The organism is Arthrobacter sp. AZCC_0090, from assembly GCF_014207375.1.
In the GTDB taxonomy this organism is placed as follows: domain Bacteria; phylum Actinomycetota; class Actinomycetes; order Actinomycetales; family Micrococcaceae; genus Arthrobacter.
This window is the reverse complement of record NZ_JACHEE010000007.1, coordinates 43,428-63,964: the sequence shown is the minus strand read 5'-3', so window position 1 is coordinate 63,964 and position 20,537 is coordinate 43,428. Positions and strand designations below refer to the sequence as shown.

Sequence of the window (20,537 nt, the reverse complement as noted above, 5' to 3'; positions counted from 1 at the left end):
TCGGCGCCCCTCCGCCTAAGGAGCGTGGCAAAGTGACTCTCGTCTGGGCGGCCCTGGCACTTGGCTCGGTCTACATCATCGTGGCTCTGGGGTTCAACATCGTGATGGCCTCCAACGGCCTGTTCAACTTCGCTGCGCCCCAATTCATCATGATCGGCGCGTTCCTGGGCTACGCCGTCTTCACCGCAGATTCCAGTGCGCTGACGTTGACGCTCGTGATCGTCGGGGCGGGGACCGGCGGGGCCGTCCTCGGCTACCTCGAGGAGCGCTTCGCGGTCCGTCCCCTGCTCAAACGGGGGCACAGGCACGGCGTCCTGGTCACCACCATCGGCGTGGCCGTGGTCATTGAAGGGGTCGCCTTTGCCCTGTTTGGCAGCGATGCCCTGCCCGTTCCGTTCGAAGGAGCATCTACTACCCTCAGCTGGCTCGGCGGAGGCATCCAGATAGTGGACGTGACCCTCATCAGCCTGGCGATCGTGTTGGCCCTGGGGTTCCACTTCGCCTCGAAGTACACCCGTTGGGGACTGTCCGGCAGGGCAGTCACCGCGGACAAGGAAGCGGCGTTGCTGCGCGGCGTGAACTCGGGACGGGTTTCGGTTACCGCCTTCGCCCTTTCCGGGGGGCTCCTGACAGTCTGCGGCATCTTCATCGGCGTAAAGCTTCAGGCCAGTTACCACCTGGGCACGGAACTCGTGCTGATTGGTTTCGTGGCCTTCGCGCTCGGCGGCTTCGGCAGCTACCTCGGCGCCATCCTTGGCGGTCTCTTCCTGGGAGCCCTGCAGATGGGCACGGCTTTCTTCCTCGGCGGCGAATACCAACTCCTGGTTGTGTACGGCGTGCTGCTGGCTGTGCTGCTCATCAAACCCACGGGGATCCTCGGCGACAGGAGAATTCGAAGTGTCTAGCGCACCATTTCCCACAAGCATGAGGTTCCAGCGGATAGCCGGATGGATCAGCCGTGCACCAAGCGTGCTGCCGATAGTTATAGCGCTCCTGGCGATCCTCGTTCCGCTGGCCTTCTTCGGCCAGTATCAGCAGCGCCAGGTCGTCATGATCATGGTCTATACCCTGATCGTCTCCGGACTCAACCTAACCTTCGGTTTTTCCGGTGATCTGGCCCTCGGCCATGTGGCCATGTTCGCCACCGGGGCGTACGTGACGGCGATCCTGGCCAACAACGGCGTCGACGACATCCTCGTCGCCCTGGTCTGCTCGGCAGCCGCGGCCGCAGTTGTGGGCCTGATCTCAGGTGCTCCCGGTCTTCGGCTGAGCAGCTGGTCGCTGGCCATCACCTCTCTGTTTGTCGTCCTCCTCATCCCTCGGGTCGTGGTGCTCGCCACCGACTTGACCGGCGGGCGGCAGGGCCTCTCGGGCATCTTCAATCCGACCATTTTCGGGTTTCCACTGAAATTCACGGGGTTTTACCTGCTGGCCGGTGCGATTACCCTCCTGTGGCTGCTCGGGATGCGCAACTTCGTGGATTCCCGTTATGGCCGTGCCCTGCTCGTCCTGCGCGAGAGCCGGCAGCTCACCCAGTCGGTTGGCCTCTCACCCTACAAGATGCGGATCCGCACCTACCTGATCGGCAGTCTCCCGGCCGGGGCGGCGGGAACGCTGTACGCCTACCTCGTGGGTTTCATTTCGCCCGAGGCGTTCACCCTCAACCTGGCAATCGCGGTCCTTGCCGCCGCCGTTGTGGGTGGGACCTCCTCGGTGTGGGGCGCTGCCGTGGGATCGGCCATCCTGGTGCTCGGTCCCCTCCAGAGTTCGGCTTTTGAACAGTACTCGATCCTGACCTACGGCATTTTCCTGCTCGTAGCCGGCCTCTCTTTCGCTTCCGGTGTCGCCGGACCCGCCAAGAACGCTGTCAGGAAATTCGGCGGGGCGCTCGGCAAGCTGCACGTTCTTCAGCAGGCACGCCTCCTTAAGAACTTACAACCGGAGGACGCGACGGTCGTCATCCCGGGGCAGCTGTTGATCGCCCGTGGAGTATTCAAGGCGTTCGGCGGAGTGAAGGCCCTGGATGGCGCCGCCATCACAGCGGAACCCGGCAAGATCACGGCAATCCTCGGCTCCAACGGTGCTGGCAAGACCACCCTGCTCAACACGATCTCTGGGTTTGTCAGTCCCGATTCGGGAATGATCACGGTGGGGGACACGAGTTTGGTCGATCTGCCACCTGACCGGATAGGCCAACGCGGCGTCGGCCGGACCTTCCAGACCCCGCAGATACCCCACGGCATGAACGTGCTCGACGTTGTGGAGTCCGGCAGGTTTCACCAGGGACCCGGGCTGCTGGCCAGCATCATGCGGCTGCCGTCTTACCGCGAGGCCCAACGGGAGAACCGGACGGTTGCCTTGGCAGCGCTCCGGTTCGCCGGACTCGAACACCTGATGTTCGAGTCCGCAGAGTCCCTGCCACTCGGCACCCGGCGGCTGCTGGAAGTCGTCCGTGCGGTGGCCCGCGAGCCCAACCTGCTGCTCCTGGACGAACCGGCAGCAGGGCTCGACGACGTCGGCCTCGCGGAGCTGGCACAGCTTGTCCGGCGGATCCGGGAGGCTGGCGGCACGGTCATCATCGTCGAACACAACGTCCCTTTCGTGATGGACCTGGCAGACGAGGTGCATGTGATGGAACTGGGCCGGACAATCGCCTCCGGCACCCCCGGGGAAATAGCAAACGATCCGGCAGTCATCGCCAGCTACCTTGGCGAATCACTCACCGCACAGGCAGACCTGGAGGAGCTCCGATGACCACGCTACCGATCCTGGAAGTGAAGAACGCGGAGATCGCCTACGGTGACCTCACCGCCATCTGGGATATCTCGATGACTGTCCAGAAGGGGAGAACCACCGCATTGATGGGCCGCAACGGGGCGGGAAAGAGCACCTTGCTCTCGGCGATCGCAGGGCTGCTTCCGTTCCGGTCCGGAACGGTCCGGCTCGCCGGCCAGGACCTGCTCCCCGCCCCGGCCCACAAAAGAGTGAGCCTGGGCGTGAGCCTCGTCCAGGAGGGCAAGCGTGTGTTCCGTGATATGACGGTCGCCGAAAACCTCGCCCTCGGAACCTTCAGCCGGTCTCCCAGAGGCGGGGACCAGGCGGTCAAACAAATGCTGGAGCGCTTCCCCCGGCTCCGGCCCCGGCTGCACGACAAGGCCGGCGCCCTCAGCGGCGGCCAACAGCAGATGCTGGCGATCGCCCAGGCACTCCTGGCACAGCCGCGGCTGCTCATGCTGGACGAGCCGACGTCGGGCCTCGCCCCGATCGTCGTGGAAGAGGTCCTGGAGATCGTCCGGGGCCTGAAAGACCAGGACATCGCCATCATCTACGTCGAACAGGTCATCGCGAACGTGATGTCGGGCGTCGCGGACGACGTCGTGGTCGTCGACGGCGGCCGGGTAGTCCTCAGCGGTACCGCCGGCGAACTCTCTGTCGGCGAACTCGAACTAGCCTCACGGCTGGCCTAGAAGGACTGGCGGACTAATGAGCAACAACCCATTTACGGCGCTCCCGGGGCAGGGGCGCACGCCCGTGCTGACGCATGTATCGATCGGGTCCAGCCTCGTGGCCGAACACCTGGCACACGCCGGCTATGACGCCCTGATCGTGGACCTGCAACACGGGGACATAGATCTCCGCGAGGCAACCCGCATGCTCCAGGCCATCTCTACCACCGCAGTGGTCCCGATGGTGCGGGTGCCGGGGATCGATCACGGCATCATCGCCAAAGTCCTCGACTCGGGCAGCCGGGGCGTGATGTGCCCCGTGATGGAGACGGCCGCCGACTGTGCTGACTTCATCGCCGCCACACGGTACCCGCCGTTAGGTTCCCGCAGCTACGGACCCCTTCGTCCCGGCCTCTATCCCGGGGCGGATTTCGGCGACGAGGCAAACGCCGCCGTCACCACCATCGTCCAGATTGAAACGGCCCTCGGTGTCGAGAACGCCGAGGACATTCTCAGCACACCCGGACTGGACGCCGTGTACATCGGCCCCACCGACCTGTCCCGCTCCTACGGCGACGGGTTCGCTGCGGACTTCGACTCCGGCCCCGTTTACGAGGCCATCAAACGGGTAGCAAAAATCGCGCGGAGCAATGGTGTGCTCATGGGTCTCTTCTGCGCTGACGCCGGCTACGCCCGGCGTATGGCCTCGGACGGGCTGGTGGACTTCCTGGGTGTGGGCACAGACATCGGTCTACTCGGTGCCGCCGCCAGACTAAGCCTCGCAGAAGTCCGGGGTGCCTTCTGACAGTTGCGAGTGCACGACTACTCCAAAGAAATCCAGCTCAGTGAAGAGTCACAGAAAGGCCTGAAATGGCACTAACAACGGTTGTCCCCAACGATGTGAGGCTGGCGGATGTCAGCGCCGACGAGCTGACCGAAATCCTCAAGCATGCTCACCTTCCTTCCCTGCTGGTCACTCTGGCCTTCCTCACCGGAGACCTGACCTTGCTGAAGGAGGAATTCAAACCAGCCACAGTATCCGTGTCCCTCGGCATGGACCCGTCCGGCGGACTCTCCCCGGAAGCCCAGGAGCGCGCGCGCCGGGAGGCGTTGGAAGCGCTGCTCCGATACCGCGAAGAAGGAAACTTCGAACCCGTGAGGCTGAACAACAGCCAGCTCCAGGAGCTTATGCAGTTCATCACCGGACCGGTTGACGAGGCCTACATTCCGCTGATGATCCACGAGCTCGGCATTCCCGTTGACCTGGGCGCGCCGAAGTGGAACAAGCACGACGTCGCCCCCGACACCACCTTCCGTGTCGCTATCATCGGGGCCGGCATGTCCGGGCTGGTGGCGGCGCACCGCCTGCAGCAGGCCGGGATCCCATATGTCGTCTTCGAACGCAGCATAGACGTCGGCGGCGTCTGGCTCGACAACGACTATCCTGGTGCCCGCCTGGACACGAGCAACTTCACCTACAGCTACTCGTTCTCCCAGCACGGAACCTGGGAAGATCAATACTCGACCCGTGACGCTGTGCTCGGATACCTCCAAGGCGTCGCGGACGATTTCGGGATCCGCGAGAACATCCGCTTCCACACGAAAGTCACCTCCGCAATCTTCGACGACGAAGCCGGCACGTGGGCCCTCACCGTGACCGGTCCGGACGGTACCGAGGAAATCACCACGGAAGCTGTGATCAGCGCGGTTGGCCAGCTCAACGAACCCAACATCCCGGACATCGAAGGCGTAAGCACCTTCAACGGCGACAGCTGGCACACGGCCCGCTGGAACCACGACGTCGACCTCAGCGGCAAGCGGGTCGCGGTGATCGGCACAGGAGCCAGCGCCTTCCAGGTCATCCCGAAAATCGCTGAGATCGCCGGCCAGCTGACCGTCTTCCAACGGACGCCGGCCTGGGTCATACCCACCCCGGGCTACACGAAGGTCCTGCCCGTCGGGCTGCGGTGGCTGCTGGAGAACCTCCAGCACTATCACCGCTTTTACCGCTTCAACCAATTCTGGGTCAACGTGGATGGCATCCGGTACCTCGCCGTCGTCGACCCTGAATGGAAGCACCCGGTTTCTGTGTCGGCGAAGAACGAAGGGATGCGGGCCGCACTCGAGACCTTCCTGCGCACATCCTTTGCGGACCGTCCGGACCTGGCAGACAAGCTCGTACCGCAGTACCCGCCGTATGCCAAACGGACCCTGCGGGACGACGGCACCTGGTCATCGGCGCTCAAACGTGAGAACGTCACCATGGTCACCGACCGGATCACCCGCATCACGGAAACCGGCGTCGTGACCGATGACGGGATCCTGCATGAGGTAGACGTCATCGTGTACGGAACAGGTTTCCGCGCCTCGGAATTCCTGTCCACACTGAAGCTACAGGGCAGGGACGGCAAAACCCTGGACGAACAGTGGGGCGGGGACGCCCGCGCATACTACGGGATCACCATCCCGAATTTCCCCAATCTGTTCTGCCTCTACGGGCCCAACACTAACCTGAACGTCAACGGAAGTGTGGTCATGTTCTCGGAAGCAGCCGTGGAATACACACTCGAATGCATCCAGGCGCTCCTCGAATCCGGACACAAAACCATGGAAGTGCGCCAGGAGCCCTTCGACGAATTCAACAAGCACATCGACGATACAAGCAAAACCCTGGCCGTGGGTGTCTCGAACGTCAACAGCTGGTACAAGAACAAGTTTGGCCGGGTTTCGCAGAACTGGCCGCTGACAACCCTCGAGTACTGGGAGGGGACCCGCGGCCCCCGCCCCGGCGACTACGACTACAAGTGACCCCGGCGCTGAGCCTTCAACGACTGACCTTCTAAGGAAGAGGACCACCCATCATGAGCACTCAACTGACCATCGATGATCCCGCCGCGGTGAACCAGGGCGGGGAGGAACGCTGGGTACGAGCTGGCGGCTACCTCACCCGCTACCTCGTGGCCGGAGACCCCGGCAACGATCCGGTCCTGCTGCTGCACGACGGCGCCTGGGGCGCCAGCTCCTCGACCACCTGGGGCAGTTTCATCTCACGGCTGTCCCAAAAGTACTACGTCCTGGCACCCGATTTCCTGGGCTACGGCGGCAGCGACAAGGCCGTCTTCGTCGACAGGTCGCCGCACGATTTCCGGATCGATCACGTGACTGAATTCCTCAAGGTCATGAACGTCTCAAAACCGGTCCACATCATCGGAGACTCCTTCGGCGGGGCGACGGCACTGCGCTCCCTGGCGAAGCCAGGCAGCTTCAACCACCGCTCTGTAGTGAGCATCGCCGGCTCGGGCGGACCATGGCGGACCGAGCTCGCGATGTCCGAGATGTCCTCCTGGGACGGGACACGGGATGACCTCGAACGCGTCCTGCGCCTGCTCGTGGATAAGGGCTATCCGGGCTACGAGGAGCAGCTGAGCGAGCGCTTCCGGTGGGCCCGGGCACCGGGGCACTACAAGGCTGTGCTGGCCCCGACCGTGAGCGTTCCGGATCCGCTGAAGATCTCGGTTGAAGATCCGTGGCCGCTGCAGATAGCGGACACGAAGATTCCGGTGTTGCTGGTCCGCTGCGTCCAGGACAAGTTGCTTGAACCCGCTTGGGCGGCGAACATCCAGGCCGAAGTCCCGGGCGTCCGGATCGATGAGATTGACTGCCTGCACGCACCACAACTCGACCGCCCCGATGAACTCGAGACTATCCTCCACGGCTTTTTCGACGGGCTTCCCCAGCTCACATAGGCGCCATGTGGTCCTGGACTGCTCACCGACGCGGACCCGGGACCGCCCCCACTGATATATCCATGCGAGAAGGAGAAATTTGATGACAATTACTAGTGATTCACGGCCCGAGACGTCTGCCACCCCGGGCGAAAACTTCATCGCCATCGCACAGTCACTGGTGCCCGGCCTGAAGGACCGGGCTGAGGAGACTGAACTGCTACGCAAGCTGCCGGATGCCACGGTTGAAGAACTCCGGGCCGTCAACTACGTCGGAGCAGCAATGCCGGCCCGCTTCGGAGGCCGGGATCTGGGATTCGACGTGATCGGACGCGCCAGCGCGGATCTCGCAGAAGGCTGCCCGGCTACGGCCTGGGTTGCTGCCAACTGCGCGCTGCACACCTTCATGCTGGGCTATTTCCCACTGGCCATCCAGGAGCTCGTGTTCGGCGACACAGGCGTCACGCCCTTCATCGGCAACGGCCTAAAGATGTCGCAGGCGAAAGCGCAAAGCGCGCCCGGGGGTTACCGGCTTACCGGTCGATGGGACTTCTCGAGCGGCATCATGCACGCCGACTGGACCATGGTCGCCGCGATTTCCGACGTCGGACCGAAGCTCTTCCTGGTCAACAAGTCCCAATTCACCATTGACGACACCTGGGAAACGCACGGACTCCGCGGCACGGGCAGCCACGACACCGTCGTCGACGATCAGTTCATCGCGGACGAATTCGTGCTGAACCTCCAGTCGCTGGGCGACGGTACTGCCCCGGGCCTGCAAGTCCAGACGAATCCGTTCTACCGGGTCCCCATCTTCTCCCTCGCCGCCGGCGGCATCATCGCCAGCCTAATCGGCGCCGGCCGCCAGGCAGTGCAGATCTTCGAAGAACGCGCCCTGGTTGTTCCCGGAGGATGGACCGGCGTGTTCGGAGCCACCCGCCCGGGCCTGCAGGTCGATCTCGCCGATGCTTCGGCAAGTCTCGCCACTGTGGAGCGGCTCCATTGGTCGAACCTGGAAGAGATCAAGGAAAAGGCGGAAAACGACCTCGAGATCACCATCGACGACCGCGTCCGCTGGCGCCGGGACCAGACCTTCGCCTCTGTCCGCATCGCTGAAATGGTCCAGAAGCTGTTCGCCTCCAGCGGTGGCCAGGCGCTCCAGTGGAAGAACCCGATCAACCGGGCCTTCCGCGACGCAACGGCAGCCTCGCACCACATAGGCGTCCAGCCGGATCTCGTCTACCCGGCGTACTCAAAGGTCCGCTTCGGGGTCGACCCGGAATACACGGTCTTCTAAGGTGGCGAATTCCACGTCGCTCTGTGTAGCGTCCGATCGGAGAGCGACGTGGAATTCTCGGGCTCCAGCACACCTGTCATCCCAATGGACCAAGTGCACGCCTCCGATCCCGGAACCCTCTGACCAGATCGGACACCGCAAACGCCGCGGCTCGCGCGGCGGGCGCCCGGTGAACTTCGACGCCGAGACCTACAAAGGCCGCAACACTGTGGAAAGGTCCTTCAGCCTCTTCAAACAATGGCGCGCCATCGCTACCCGCTACGACAAACTCGCACTGACCTACCGTGCTGGGGTCGTCCTCTACGCCGTCGTCATCTGGCTCCGCCAATAAGGAGACACACCCTAGGCGGTCAGCGTAGGAGGCTACGCGGATGCTGCTTCGCTGGCCTCAGGATCGGGCAGATTGCTTCGCTCCCAGCTGGGCATGTCCAGTCGGTTGAAGCTGTACAGATGGATTCCCGTGACACTGTCCGGGTGGGCCTTGAGTTCGGAAACCAGGCCTTCCGGTGAGTACTTGTCCACGCCTAGAAGCTTGCGGGCAAGGGTTCCTCTATTGCTGAGGAACTTCAAGGATGTCCCGACCCCGATCTGGGTCGCCAGCGCCAGCAGTTTTGTCCGCGGAACGACCCCGGCAACACCGGCCCACACCGGAAGCTCGACCCCTTCGCGGCGCAGGAGTGCTGCGTAATCGAGGATCTTCGGGGCGGAGAAACACATTTGCGTGACAACGTGCGTGGCCAGGGGCTGCTTGGCCAACAGGGCATCTAGGAGGTCCAGCCCGCTCACGGAGGGATGGCCTTCCGGGTAGCCGGCGATGCCCGCGGAGATCCTGCCACCGGAGTACTCAGCGATGTCCTCCAGAAGGTGAAGGCACGATTCGTAGGGGCCGGCGCCCCGCGGTCCGTCTCCACCGATAGCGAAGACCTCGGTGATCCCTGCAGCCACGCAGCTACGGAGGCTGCCGGAAAGCTGCGCCCGGTCCTCCAGCCCGCGTGCCGAGAGGTGCGGAATCACGTTGTAGCCGAGGAGGCTGAGCTTGATGGAAGCCTCCATGGTTCGCGTGATGCCGTGATGGGGCAGACAGGTAACGGTGAGTGTTGTGGATACAGGCACTGCGGCCTGGACCTTCTCGACGATTCCGTCCGAGGGAATGATTTCAATCCGAGTGGGGAACATGCTGGGTCCTTACGGATCAGGCCGTAGCGTGGTGTGCGAGGAGGGTGCTGGCTTCCTGGCGGGTGGTGCCGGAGTCCTGGATGCCCTCGGCGATGTGGGCCAGGTGGGCGGGGATGTCGCGGCCTTTCTTGCGCATCGCGGTGGCCCAGAGGCGTCCGGCGCGGTAGGAGGAGCGGACCAGGGGGCCGGACATGACGCCGAGGAAGCCGATGTCCTCGGCCTCGTGCTGGAGGTCCACGAATTCCTGGGGTTTGACCCAGCGGTCCACGGGCAGGTGCCGTTCGGAGGGGCGCAGGTACTGGGTGATGGTGATCAGGTCGCAACCGGCGGCGTGCAAGTCCCGGAGCGCTTCGGAGATTTCTTCGCGGGTTTCGCCCATGCCCAGGATCAGGTTGGATTTGGTGACCATGCCCAGGTTCCGGCCCTGGGTGATGACGTCCAGGGAGCGGTCGTAGCGGAACGCCGGGCGGATGCGCTTGAAGATCCGGGGCACGGTCTCGACGTTGTGCGCGAACACCTCCGGGGCGGAGTCGCAGATCGCGGTGATGTGTTCGGGTTTGCCGGAGAAGTCCGGGATGAGCAGTTCCACGCCGGTGCCGGGGTTCAGTTCGTGGATCTTGCGGACGGTTTCGGCGTAGAGCCAGACGCCTTCGTCCGCCAGGTCGTCGCGGGCGACGCCGGTCACGGTGGCGTAGCGCAGGGCCATGGACTGGACGGAGCGGGCGACCTTGGTGGGTTCGAACATGTCCACGGGGGAGGGTTTGCCGGTGTCGATCTGGCAGAAGTCGCAGCGTCGGGTGCATTCGGAGCCGCCGATCAGGAAGGCTGCTTCCTTGTCTTCCCAGCACTCGAAGATGTTCGGGCAGCCGGCTTCCTCGCAGACGGTGTGCAGGCCTTCCTTTTTCACGAGGTTCTTCAGGCCCACGAATTCCGGGCCCATCTGGACCTTGGCCTTGATCCACTCGGGCTTGCGTTCGACCGGGACGGCTTTGTTGCGCTGTTCAACGCGCAGCAGCTTACGGCCTTCAGGTGCCAGGGTCATGAGGAACTCCATAATTCAGGTGGCGCGGACGCACCACGATGATTCGGTTCCTCCCCGCTCTGTATTGGACCTGAGAGTTTCCGCGCCACCCGCCTTCGCGGCTGGACGCTTGCACCGTCGGTGAGCCCGGTTTCCCGGACTGCTTTCCAGAGTTGCCTTGCCGCGGCGGTACGTGGGCCTGAGAGATTCCTGGGGAGGATTTGCTCCTACGGCGCCTGCTGAAACGTACCGGCAGGACTCTCCCGCCGCAGATCATAAGCACGTGCCGCCTTTCGGTGACACGTCTCACATGGTATCCGGTGCCTGTGCGGCACGCAAAGAGTGGCTGTCGCAACTGTCGTGGATTCCTCGACGGCCCTCTTGCCCGAACCCAGCTTAGCGGACACCTTGGGAGGACCATACGGAAGCTCCGAGTTCCCGTGAAATTGTCCACGCGGCGTCGCGGAGTTCGCGGACGATGGCCTCGCTTGCCGGCCACTCGCTCGCGGGGAGCACTACCGACAAAACGGCTATGACGGTCCCGCTTTCATCGTAGACGGGGGCCGCGATAGAAGCCTCGCCAATCACCGCCTCCTCGTATTCCAACCCGAGCGCGTTCTTGCGCACTTCCTCAAGCTGGGATCGGAGGACGGCGGGGTCGGTAATCGTTTCGCCGGTAAATTCGGCCAGCGGCTTGCTGAGCACGTCATTTTCGAGCTCGGCGTTGTAGGCGAGTAGTACTTTTCCGAGAGCAGAGGCATGGGCGGGCAGGTTGAGTCCTGTTTCCGGCATTTGCTCCGTGCCGTCGGGGCGGCGGTCGTGATGAATGATCAAAACCTCGCCGAGAAGGTTCACGCCCAGTCGCGTCGCGTAGCCGGTCCGGCGAGACAACTCGTGCATCCACCGCATCGCGCGAGCCCGGACGTCAAGGGTGTCGAGGTAGACGCTCGAAAGTTTCAGCAGCGTGGGCCCGAGCATGTAGCGGTTTCCGGAGCTTTCCTGGGCGACCAGCCCGTGTGCCTGTAGCGATTTCACGAGTCCGTGGACTGTGGAAGGCGGAAGCTCCAATGCGGCGGCCAGTTCGGAGATTCCAAGGCGCCTTGCGCCTTGAAGGAGCCCGAGGATTTTGGCCGCTCGGTCAATCGACTGGATCACAGCTCCACCACTCTCGCATCATCGGTTGCCTTGTCAGGCCAACAAGTTAATTTAGCCCCTTGACAGTCGGGAACCCTAAACGGCATTATTCGATAATAACGAACTTGAATCGACAATGTCGAATGAATAGGTCGTCTAATATCATCCAGCCGTTCAAAGGAGAACTTCGTTATGGACGAAAACAGCATGTGGCAGCGGCTTGCTGCCGAGTTCCTCGGGACCGCATTCCTCGTCTTCGTAGGCGTAGGATCCGTGCCCGCCCTCGCCATGGCCCGCGGCAATGCGCCGTTCACCGGCTCCGAGCTGGGCGTCATCTCGCTGTCGTTTGGCGCAGTTGTCATTGGCACCGTCTACGTCTTCGGTTACATATCCGGAAATCACATCAACCCAGCTGTGACAGTGGCGCTTGCCGCAACAGGAAAGTTCCCGTGGCGCGATGTGCCGGGATACCTCGCAGCCCAGGTGCTGGGCGCTGTTGCAGGCTCATTCGCCATTATCGGAGTACTCGGCCAGCGCGCCAGCGAACTGGGCCTCGGAGTGGCCGCGTATGGCGACATCCCCGTTTGGCAGGCCTTCACCGCTGAATTCATCGGCACTTTTTGCTGGTCTTCACGGTGTTCGGCGTGATCCATCGCAAGGCAGCACCGGGCTTTGCCGGGATTGTCATCGGATTCATCGTGTTCGCCGCAATCATCCCCGTTGCGCCCGCCACGGGGGCATCGATCAACCCGGCGAGGACCACAGGGCCGATGCTCGTACAGTTCCTGATGGGCGGAACCGTTCACTGGGAGCAGTGGCCTGTTTATGTTGCCGCCGAACTCGCCGCGGGCATCGCCGCGGGAGCATTGTTCGGGCTCATCTCGCGCACTCAAGCTGACCGCACCTCGCTCACCGAGGCACTGACCGAACAGGAAACCCGGGCATGAAGAAGCTGATCAACTCCCCGCAGACCCTGCTGGCGGACGCACTGCGCGGTGTCGCGGCCGCGCACGACCAACTGTCAGTCGATTTCGAGAACCGCATCGTTTTCAGCACCGCGCCACGGGAGGGACGCGTCGCGCTGGTCTCCGGAGGTGGCTCGGGCCATGAACCGCTGCACAGCGGGTTCGTCGGCGCCGGGATGCTGGATGCCGCGTGCGCCGGCGAGATCTTTACATCACCGACGCCTGACCAGATTCTCGCTGCCGCAACCGGAGTCGACAGCGGGGCAGGAGTGCTGTTCGTAGTGAAAAACTACACCGGCGACCTGCTCAACTTTGAAATGGCGGCCGAACTCGCCCGGGAGCAGGGAATCGAGGTCGCCTCGGTTGTCGTCGCCGACGACGTCGCAGTAGAGGACTCCACCTGGACAGCGGGCCGACGCGGTGTCGGCACCACGCTGATACTGGAAAAGGTTGCCGGCGCCGCGGCGGCCCGAGGCTGGTCGCTTGAGAAGGTGCAGGTGCTCGCCAAACGGATCGCCGACGCGGGACGTTCCATGGGAGCGGCGCTTACAAGCTGCACCGTTCCCGCCGTAGGTAAACCCAGCTTCGATCTCCCCGAGGACGAAATGGAACTCGGCGTCGGTATCCACGGCGAGCCAGGACGTAAGCGCGTACCGGTGATGTCGGCCGCTGAACTGTCCCACGCGTTGGTCGAGTCGATCACCACCGACTATGACTTCAGCGGCAAACCGGTCATCGCTCTGCTGACCGGTCTGGGAGGAACCCCGCTGATCGAACTCTACGCAATGTTCGCCGAGGTCTCCGCCCGCCTCAACGAGCGCAACATCACGATAGCCCGTTCATTGGTCGGCAATTACGTTACCAGCCTCGACATGCGGGGCTGCTCCCTGACTCTTGTCGGTGCAGACAACGAAATTCTCGACCTCTGGGACGCTCCAGTGAACACCCCCGCCCTCCGCTGGAACGATTGACATGTCAGAAGCACTCACGATCGATGCGCTACAGCAGTGGCTGCACCGCTTCGCGTTCGACATCACGACACAGGCAGACTGGTTGACCGAGCTGGACTCGGCGATCGGAGATGCCGACCACGGGACCAACATGGTCCGCGGCACAGCCGCAGTGGTGGCCAAGCTCGATGGCGGGACGACAGGCACCGTGCAGGAACTCCTCAAGGCCGTCGGCATAACCCTGGTGTCCACCGTCGGCGGAGCCAGCGGGTCCTTGTACGGCACCTTCTTCCTTGAAATGGCCCGAAACAGCCCCTCAGACGTGCAATTGAACGGATCTGAATTGGAGAACGCACTGCATGCCGGCGTGAACGGCGTCATTGCGCGAGGACACGCAACGGTTGGCGACAAGACCATGATTGATGCCCTCGAACCGGCCATCACTGCACTGTCCCAGTCCCTGGCTGACGGCCGGCAACTGCAGGGCTCAATTGCGGCCGCCGCCGCTGCGGCGACGATCGGCCGGGACTCCACCAAACCGCTCGTCGCACGCAAAGGCCGGGCGTCCTACCTCGGTGAGCGCAGCGCCGGACATATCGATCCAGGGGCCGCGTCAGCGGCCATCCTGGTTGCAGCGCTGGCCGCCAGCATCGGGGAAAGAACCGCATGATCGGCATCGTGCTCGTTTCACACAGTGAAGCCCTCGCAAACGCCGCGATGGAACTTGCCCTGCAAATGGTTCACGGCGCGCAACCTCCTTTCCGGATCGCCGCGGGCGCGGCCGGAGGATTCGGCACCGACGCAACAGCAATCGCGTCCGCAATCGATGACCTCGCCACTACTGAGGGCGTGCTCGTGATCACGGACTTGGGATCAGCGATCCTCAGCTCATCCCTGGCCTTGGAGATTCGCAGCAGCACCTACCAGGCCTTGATCAGCGACGGCCCGTTCGTCGAAGCAACTACGGCGGCCGTGGTCGGCGCAGCGGCAGGCAGTTCGCTGGCCGACATTGCCGCTGAAGCGAGCAATGCCCTCAGCGCAAAGAAGGCGCAGACCGTCACTGGATCGGGCGCTTCAGTCGTGGAAGACACCGATCCGGAGAACCCCGCCGCCAGCGCAGAGGAACGTCTGATCAATCCGATGGGCCTGCACACCCGCCCGGCAGCACTACTCGTGCAGACGGCCGGGGAGTTCAGTGCCGACATCGAACTGACAAACACCACCGCCGGGCGAGGACCGGTCAGCGCATCCAGTGTGATCGGTTTGCTTTCCCTCGCGGCGAGCAAGAACGATCAGCTCCGCATTGATGCCAACGGCCCCGACGCCAGTCGGGCCGTGAACGCCGTAAAGCAGCTCGTCCTCCAAGGGTTCGGCGAGCTTTCCTAGCCTCCTTCCCCAACGCTTTTGTCTCTCTCTTTCCGCTGTCCCAATTACAGAACCGGAGTACTTCCATGCCCACAGCCGTGCGTCGACACATCATTAACAACCCCCACCGCGTCATCGACGAAGCACTGGACGGTTTCGCCCTGACCTATCCGGAGTTGGTGACGTTCTACAACGAACACAACCTGATCTCCCGCAAAACCCTGATCCCCGGCAAAGCCGGACTTGTCTCAGGCGGAGGCTCCGGCCACGAGCCACTGCACGCCGGATTCGTCGGGAGGGGGATGCTCGACGTCGCTGTCTGCGGCGCAGTGTTTGCCAGCCCCACCGCAGACCAGGTGCATGCGGGTACCAAGCTCGCCAACACCGGCGCAGGTGTCGTGCAGATCATCAAGAACTACACCGGTGACGTACTCAACTTCCAGATCGCCGCATCCTTGGCCGATGACGACGGCGTCCCTGTAGAGCAGGTCCTGGTTGACGACGACCTCGCCTCCGACAACGGCAACGACGGCCCCGGACGCCGCGGCACCGCCGCAGTGGTCACCGTCGAAAAGGTATGCGGCGCCCTTGCCGAGCGGGGCGCCGGTGTTTCCACGATCGCCACACGCGGCCGCGACGTCGTAGCGCGTTCCCGCAGCTTGGCGATCGCCCTGGATGCGGGTGCGCACCCAGGGGACCCCGCTGCAGCGTTTGAGCTGGAACCACACGAGGTGGAATTCGGGGTGGGCATCCACGGCGAACGCGGCACCGGCCGCATCGCCTATGCACCCGCCGACGACCTGGTCGAACAGCTCGTGACCCCGCTGGTTTCCAGCCTGCAGGTCAAGCGCGGCCAGGCGGTGATTGCAATCGTGAACGGCCTCGGCGGAGCCTACCCGCTCGAGCTATCCATCGCGGCCCGCAACGTACACAACCTTCTGAACGGTCGTGGCATCAGCATCGCGCGTTCCTTGGTCGGCACGTACGTGTCTTCCCTGAACATGCACGGCCTCTCCGTCACCCTGACCGTCGCGGATGACGAACTGATCAGCCTGTGGGACGACACAGTCCGCACACCGGCCCTCTCTTGGTAACAACACAACAAACCGAAGGAAACACAATGACCAACCTCATCGACGGCGGTACTGCACTGGCGTGGTTCACCGCGTTCAGCGAACGATTTGCCTCGACTCAGGCCTACCTGACAGAGCTGGACCGCCTCGCCGGTGACGGCGACTTCGGCGTGAACATCGCCTCCGCCCTGGAACGCACACAAGAGCGTTTGCCGCCCGCTATGGAGGCGACCTGCACCACCGTGTTCGAAGCAGCAAGCCGTGGGTTCATGGCCACCGGTGGCACCAGCGGACCGCTCTTCGGGATGTGGTTCCGCGACATCGCCAAAGGCACCAAGAATGAGGCGGCAGCCGTCACTGACATCGCCCAAGGCATCGCAGCGGGCCTGTCGAGCATCCAGAAACTCGGCGGCGCCCGGGTCGGTGACAACACAATGATCGACGCACTGGAACCAGCATCCGTTGCCCTCACCGCGGGCGCCGAACGCGGCAGCACTCTGGGCGAGGGCCTCCTGGAAGCAGCCCTGGCTGCCCGGGCCGGTGCCGAGTCCACCGGCGACCTCATCGCCGCCCGGGGCAGGGCCTCCTACGTGGGCGAACTCGCGCGAGGGGTGCTCGATCCCGGCGCGGTCACCATCGCCCTGTTCTTTGAGGCCGGCGCGGACACTGTCGGCGCCGGTCGCGCGTGGCAACCGTTGGGCGCCACAGCCTAGTGGGTTGACGGCGAGCGAGCGCTGGGTTGAGAGGTTCAGAACCGGGCCGGCAGCGGCGGCCTCGGCTAACCATCGCCGTGCTTGCGGTCAAAGGTGCGCGGTATGGAGGCGATTGCGCGGTGCCGGCGATATTCAGGGCCATGCTCGACAGACCGATGATGCCTGTGATGCGCCCGGCATTCATTCGCCCAGACTGTTTGACGGCTGCTGGCTCATGATTCCCCCAAATCGTGTGGCTAGATCCTGCGATAGCTGAGGTCGAAGATCATGCGTCCGGCCTCGTGGGCCTTGTTTTCGAAACTCGTGCGGATCCGGCCATCGAAACGCGGGGCCCATCCGCCCACGTGGTCCACTCCCTCATTGGGCCCGGTGTGCTCCGTGCTGACCGGTGCCCGGCCTTCCTTGACGGGTGCCCCGCCCACCATGGACTCGACGCCGGATTCCCACACCTGGGTGAGGGGGCTATCCGCACCGGTCCGCTCGCCGTCGTGCAGGTTTTCAAACTCGGTGGAGCCGGCGAGGACCTCGCGGACGTGGATTGCGTAGTTGGACCAGTCGGTGGCGATCCGCCATAGGCCGCCCTTCTTGAGGGACCGTGCTGCGAGTTCGGCGAACGCCGGCTGGATGAGGCGGCGCTTGTGGTGCCGGGACTTGTGCCACGGGTCCGGGAAAAAGACCCAGAGCTCGCTGACCGAGCCCTCGGGGAGCATGGTGGCCAGGACCTCGGGGGCGTTGGCCTCCACCACGCGGACGTTGCTGAGCCCGCGGCTGTTGATCTTGATCATGGTATTGGCCAGTCCAGGAGTGTAGACCTCAACGGCGAGGAAATCCTTGTCCGGATTTTCCTCGGCCGCATGGCACACAGCGTCGCCGAGGCCCGAACCGATTTCAACGATCAGCGGCGCCCTGCGCCCAAACTCGGCTTCGGCGTCGAACACGTAATCCGGGTGTACCGATGTGTTGGCGACGTGCCGCGGAACCTGGATGGCCCAGCGGTCGGAGTGCTCTTCCCATGCTGCCTGGCGTCGGCCCTGAAGGCGTGTTCCGCGGCGCACAAAGCTGACCGGCCGTCCACCATAGGTGCCGAAGGAGGCTTGACTGCCGGGGGTCACGGGGCGCGAGGACTGCGGTGTTTCAGGGGATTCTGGGGTTTCACTCATCTCCTCCAGAATACCGTCGTAGGGCCAAAGCCCCGAGGCAGGGTCGGCGTATGTGGACAAACTGCCAGAATGGGTTGGTGACCCCCGCTTCAAGCGCTCCCAAGAACACCAGGCCGCGTTCCGGCGTCCCCGAGATCCTCGTCGACGCCGAGATCGACGAGGTACCTGCGGCCGAACCCACGCAGGTGAAGACTCGCCGGGGACTCGCTTTCCTGGGGGTCTGCCTGGTGCTTATTGGCCTGAACTTACGGACGGTGTTCTCGAGCTTTTCGGCTGTCCTTCCGGAAGTTATCGCCGACGCGGGACTGCCGGGTTGGGCGGTGGTGGTCCTCACCACTGTGCCGGTGACCTTGCTGGGTGTTTTCGCGCCGCTCGCCCCGATTCTGGCGCGCCGTTTTGGTGCCGAACGGGTGTTGCTCGGGGCGATGGCCGTGTTGACCGCCGGCCTGCTGTTGCGTCCGGTGGACCTCGCCGGTGCCGGGCACCTGCCCGCCCTGCTTGCCGGAACGGCTGCGTGTGGCGCGGCGATAGCGCTGTGCAACGTGCTGCTGCCAGGGGTGGTCAAACGCGATTTCCCGCACCGGCTCGGGCTCATGGGCGGGCTGTACACGACGGCGATTTGCGCGTCTGCCGCGCTGGGCGCCGGGTTCACGTACCCCGTGTTCACGGCTGCCGGGCACTGGACTTCGGCGCTGTGGTTCTGGGCGCTGCCCGCCGCCGTCGTACTTTTGCTTTTCTTGCCGCTGGCGCTTCGTCAGCATCCCGTCCGGCACAACGCCGCCGACGGCGGTGCGAACGTGTGGCGTTCCGCCGTCGCCTGGCAGGTCACCATCTTCATGGTGTTGCAGGCGATGATGTCCTTCAGTGTGTTTGCCTGGCTGGCGCCGATTCTGCGTGATCGCGGGATCGACGGCGGGACGGCCGGCTTGATCGTGTCCGTGTCGATCGTGCTGCAGATGCTGGGCTCATTCCTTGCGCCGGGGCTAGCGGCGCGTTTCAAGGATCAGCGCGTCATCAACACCGTGGTGGCGCTCATGACAGGCGGCGGCTTCGCCTTGAGCATCTTCGGCCCCACGGAACTGGTCTGGGTATGGACCGGGCTGCTGGGCCTGGGTCAAGGGAGCCTCACGGCCGTGGCGTTGACCATGATCATGCTGCGAACCCGCGATTCCCACACCGCGGCGCACCTCTCCGGCATGATGCAGGGCGTCGGCTACGGGCTGGGGTCTACTGGAACGCTGATGGTCGGCCAGTTGCACCAAAGTACCGGTGGCTTCGCGACGGCCGGCATCCTGTTCCTCGTGGTGGGTTCATTGGCTGCCTTCTTCGGTTTCCGTGCAGGACGCAACCGCTACGTTGACTAGGGAAAGCCGCGGCGCGGGACAGGATTCGCCCGGCGAGGCGGCATAATCGGGTACATGGTCATGCTGGCACCCTCGCGCGAGCTGGACAGGCTCGATCGGCGGATTGTCGGCGCCCTCCAGGTCAACGGCCGCGCCTCCTGGAGGCGCATCGCCGAAGTCCTGGGCGAGCCATTCAGCACCGTGACCCGCCGCGGCATCGCACTGCTGGATTCGAGCATCGTGCGCGTGGCAGGCCTGGTGACCCTCGGTCCCACCCACCTTGTGGAAGTCCACTGTGAGCCCGCGCGCCTGGCCGGCATCGCGGAGGAGCTTTCGCGCGACCCGGACGCCATTTTCGTGTATGCGCTGACCGGCCCCACCCGTCTCCTGTTTGAGGTGCAGGCCCGCCCGGGACGCCTCTCAAGCCTTGTGCTGGAGGAGCTGCCAGCCCTCGACGGCGTGGTGCAAGTGAGTGCCTCGCCCGTCATGGAGTACTTCCGCACCGTGGCCGAATGGCATCCCGGTCCGGTCACCGCAGAGGAAACTGCCGCGCTCCAGGAGGTGCCGCCTCCGCCGTCCCGTCCGAGCGCGAGCGGAATGCTCGACGACGTCGACTCGAACCTCGTGCGGATCCTCGTGGCTGATGGCCGTGTTCCGGTCGCCGAGTTGGGCGAAGCCGTGGGGCTTTCCGCCCCGGCCGTGCGCCGGCGGCTCAACGCCCTTCTCGAGGAGGGCACGCTGAGTGTCCGGGCGATCGTTGAGCCCGTGGACATCGGCCTTCCGGTCGAAGCCGTTGTCTGGGTGCGCACCGCCCCGTCCGACGCCGTCGAGGTGGGCCGTCTGCTCTCTGAAGCGCCCGGGGTCCGCTACGCGGTCATGGCAATGGGCGAATTCCAGCTCATGGCCAACGTCACCCTCGCGAGCTTGAACGAACTGCGAGATTTCCTCACCTCATCACCATGGGCCGCACGTGCCCACGCTGTCCGCAGCTCGCTCGTGGTGCGGTCTTACAAGCGCGGTGGCGTGCGCACAACTGCCCGCGACTGAGGCTTCACCAACCTCCCCTGGGCTTCTCACGACCTGGCTGAGCTCCCTGCTGCCCTGAACCGGGTTCCGCCCGCGCGAAGAAATCTTGCGCACGCCCCTAGTCAAATGTGATTCATCGCACT

At 64.0% G+C, this 20,537-nt stretch carries 19 protein-coding genes, 1 pseudogene and 1 riboswitch; of the genes and pseudogenes, 16 read left to right on the top strand and 4 right to left on the bottom strand.

Annotated features, from left to right (window positions below; all coding sequences use genetic code 11):
* Positions 1-32 precede the first annotated feature (32 nt).
* From HNP00_RS12565 to HNP00_RS12530, 8 genes are all read left to right on the top strand, one after another.
* A complete protein-coding gene (locus HNP00_RS12565) occupies positions 33-905 on the top strand; it encodes a branched-chain amino acid ABC transporter permease (RefSeq protein ID WP_184739551.1) in 873 nt (290 codons plus the stop codon).
* On the top strand, positions 898-2,754 hold the full coding sequence (locus HNP00_RS12560; RefSeq protein ID WP_184739549.1) for an ABC transporter permease subunit: 1,857 nt from the start codon (positions 898-900) through the stop codon (positions 2,752-2,754). Before HNP00_RS12565 ends, HNP00_RS12560 begins: the two co-directional genes overlap by 8 nt.
* Complete coding sequence (locus HNP00_RS12555) at positions 2,751-3,467, top strand: ABC transporter ATP-binding protein (RefSeq protein WP_184739547.1); 717 nt, start codon at positions 2,751-2,753, stop codon at positions 3,465-3,467. The genes HNP00_RS12560 and HNP00_RS12555 overlap by 4 nt, the downstream gene beginning before the upstream one ends.
* A gap of 16 nt (positions 3,468-3,483) precedes the next feature.
* The gene (locus HNP00_RS12550) at positions 3,484-4,251 is read left to right on the top strand and encodes an HpcH/HpaI aldolase/citrate lyase family protein (protein WP_184739545.1); all 768 of its coding nucleotides are present in this window, start codon (positions 3,484-3,486) and stop codon (positions 4,249-4,251) included.
* 65 nt (positions 4,252-4,316) lie between these two features.
* Entirely contained in the window at positions 4,317-6,254 is a 1,938-nt protein-coding gene (locus HNP00_RS12545; protein WP_184739543.1) for an NAD(P)/FAD-dependent oxidoreductase, read from the top strand.
* Between the two features lie 53 nt (positions 6,255-6,307).
* Entirely contained in the window at positions 6,308-7,192 is an 885-nt protein-coding gene (locus HNP00_RS12540; RefSeq protein WP_184739541.1) for an alpha/beta fold hydrolase, read from the top strand.
* Positions 7,193-7,274: 82 nt separating this feature from the next.
* Positions 7,275-8,468, top strand: coding sequence for a hypothetical protein (locus HNP00_RS12535; RefSeq protein WP_184739539.1), 1,194 nt, complete (start codon positions 7,275-7,277; stop codon positions 8,466-8,468).
* Between the two features lie 169 nt (positions 8,469-8,637).
* The gene (locus HNP00_RS12530; protein ID WP_184739538.1) at positions 8,638-8,799 is read left to right on the top strand and encodes a transposase; all 162 of its coding nucleotides are present in this window, start codon (positions 8,638-8,640) and stop codon (positions 8,797-8,799) included.
* A 32-nt stretch (positions 8,800-8,831) separates the two neighbouring features.
* Here HNP00_RS12530 and HNP00_RS12525 read toward each other — a convergent pair whose 3' ends face one another.
* The 3 genes from HNP00_RS12525 to HNP00_RS23645 all read right to left on the bottom strand — a co-directional run bounded on the left by HNP00_RS12525 (position 8,832) and on the right by HNP00_RS23645 (position 11,820).
* On the bottom strand, positions 8,832-9,644 hold the full coding sequence (locus HNP00_RS12525) for a methylenetetrahydrofolate reductase (RefSeq protein WP_184739536.1): 813 nt from the start codon (positions 9,642-9,644) through the stop codon (positions 8,832-8,834).
* A 16-nt stretch (positions 9,645-9,660) separates the two neighbouring features.
* Positions 9,661-10,686: a lipoyl synthase gene (gene lipA / locus HNP00_RS12520; protein ID WP_184739534.1), complete on the bottom strand. Its 1,026-nt coding sequence runs from the start codon at positions 10,684-10,686 to the stop codon at positions 9,661-9,663.
* 156 nt (positions 10,687-10,842) lie between these two features.
* A riboswitch (glycine riboswitch) is annotated at positions 10,843-10,941 on the bottom strand.
* A 120-nt stretch (positions 10,942-11,061) separates the two neighbouring features.
* On the bottom strand, positions 11,062-11,820 hold the full coding sequence (locus HNP00_RS23645) for an IclR family transcriptional regulator (protein WP_184739532.1): 759 nt from the start codon (positions 11,818-11,820) through the stop codon (positions 11,062-11,064).
* A gap of 171 nt (positions 11,821-11,991) precedes the next feature.
* On the opposite strand from HNP00_RS23645, the pseudogene HNP00_RS23805 reads away from it, so the two are divergent.
* The 6 genes and pseudogenes from HNP00_RS23805 to dhaL (HNP00_RS12485) all read left to right on the top strand — a co-directional run bounded on the left by HNP00_RS23805 (position 11,992) and on the right by dhaL (HNP00_RS12485) (position 16,865).
* Positions 11,992-12,746 (top strand): annotated as a pseudogene (locus HNP00_RS23805) (MIP/aquaporin family protein).
* A complete protein-coding gene (gene dhaK, locus HNP00_RS12505; protein ID WP_184739530.1) occupies positions 12,743-13,735 on the top strand; it encodes a dihydroxyacetone kinase subunit DhaK in 993 nt (330 codons plus the stop codon). The pseudogene HNP00_RS23805 and the gene dhaK overlap by 4 nt, the downstream one beginning before the upstream one ends.
* A gap of 1 nt (position 13,736) precedes the next feature.
* On the top strand, positions 13,737-14,384 hold the full coding sequence (gene dhaL / locus HNP00_RS12500) for a dihydroxyacetone kinase subunit DhaL (protein ID WP_184739528.1): 648 nt from the start codon (positions 13,737-13,739) through the stop codon (positions 14,382-14,384).
* Positions 14,381-15,100 carry an HPr family phosphocarrier protein gene (locus HNP00_RS12495; protein ID WP_184739527.1) on the top strand — a complete coding sequence of 240 codons (720 nt, stop codon included), beginning with the start codon at positions 14,381-14,383 and terminating at the stop codon, positions 15,098-15,100. The genes dhaL (HNP00_RS12500) and HNP00_RS12495 overlap by 4 nt, the downstream gene beginning before the upstream one ends.
* Before the next feature lie 65 nt (positions 15,101-15,165).
* Positions 15,166-16,173 carry a dihydroxyacetone kinase subunit DhaK gene (locus HNP00_RS12490; RefSeq protein ID WP_221451467.1) on the top strand — a complete coding sequence of 336 codons (1,008 nt, stop codon included), beginning with the start codon at positions 15,166-15,168 and terminating at the stop codon, positions 16,171-16,173.
* Positions 16,174-16,199: 26 nt separating this feature from the next.
* Complete coding sequence (gene dhaL, locus HNP00_RS12485) at positions 16,200-16,865, top strand: dihydroxyacetone kinase subunit DhaL (RefSeq protein ID WP_184739525.1); 666 nt, start codon at positions 16,200-16,202, stop codon at positions 16,863-16,865.
* Between the two features lie 236 nt (positions 16,866-17,101).
* Here dhaL (HNP00_RS12485) and trmB read toward each other — a convergent pair whose 3' ends face one another.
* Entirely contained in the window at positions 17,102-18,025 is a 924-nt protein-coding gene (gene trmB / locus HNP00_RS12480) for a tRNA (guanosine(46)-N7)-methyltransferase TrmB (RefSeq protein WP_184739523.1), read from the bottom strand.
* A gap of 77 nt (positions 18,026-18,102) precedes the next feature.
* Here trmB and HNP00_RS12475 point away from each other — a divergent pair, with 77 nt between their 5' ends.
* Complete coding sequence (locus tag HNP00_RS12475; protein WP_311770573.1) at positions 18,103-19,389, top strand: MFS transporter; 1,287 nt, start codon at positions 18,103-18,105, stop codon at positions 19,387-19,389.
* A 54-nt stretch (positions 19,390-19,443) separates the two neighbouring features.
* Positions 19,444-20,415: an Lrp/AsnC family transcriptional regulator gene (locus HNP00_RS12470; RefSeq protein WP_184739519.1), complete on the top strand. Its 972-nt coding sequence runs from the start codon at positions 19,444-19,446 to the stop codon at positions 20,413-20,415.
* Positions 20,416-20,537: the final 122 nt, after the last annotated feature.